The organism is Shewanella sp. M16 (assembly GCF_018224605.1).
GTDB lineage: Bacteria > Pseudomonadota > Gammaproteobacteria > Enterobacterales > Shewanellaceae > Shewanella > Shewanella oncorhynchi.
Genome location: NZ_JAGTUL010000118.1, coordinates 1 through 435 on the forward strand (window position 1 = coordinate 1; position 435 = coordinate 435).

The 435-nt window shown below is 52.0% G+C and carries 1 rRNA gene; it reads right to left on the reverse strand.

What is annotated here, in order from left to right:
* A 16S ribosomal RNA gene (locus KFE26_RS23665) occupies positions 1-435 on the reverse strand; the annotation flags it as partial.

The window sequence follows — 435 nt, forward strand, 5'->3', positions numbered from 1 at the left end:
TCTGGGCCTGTTCGATACCCGCACCTTCGAGCTTCAGCGTCAGTTGCGCTCCCGTCAGCTGCCTTCGCAATCGGAGTTCTTCGTCATATCTAAGCATTTCACCGCTACACGACGAATTCCGCCAACGTTGTGCGTACTCAAGGAAACCAGTATGCGCTGCAAGTCAGACGTTGAGCGTCTACATTTCACAACACACTTAATCTCCAGCCTACGCTCCCTTTAAACCCAATAAATCCGGATAACGCCCGGACCTTCCGTATTACCGCGGCTGCTGGCACGGAATTAGCCGGTCCTTATTCGTATGGTACCTGCAAACAATCACACGTGACTGACTTTATCCCCATACAAAAGCAGTTTACAACCCATAGGGCCGTCGTCCTGCACGCTACTTGGCTGGTTCAGGCTCTCGCCCATTGACCAATATTCCTCACTGCT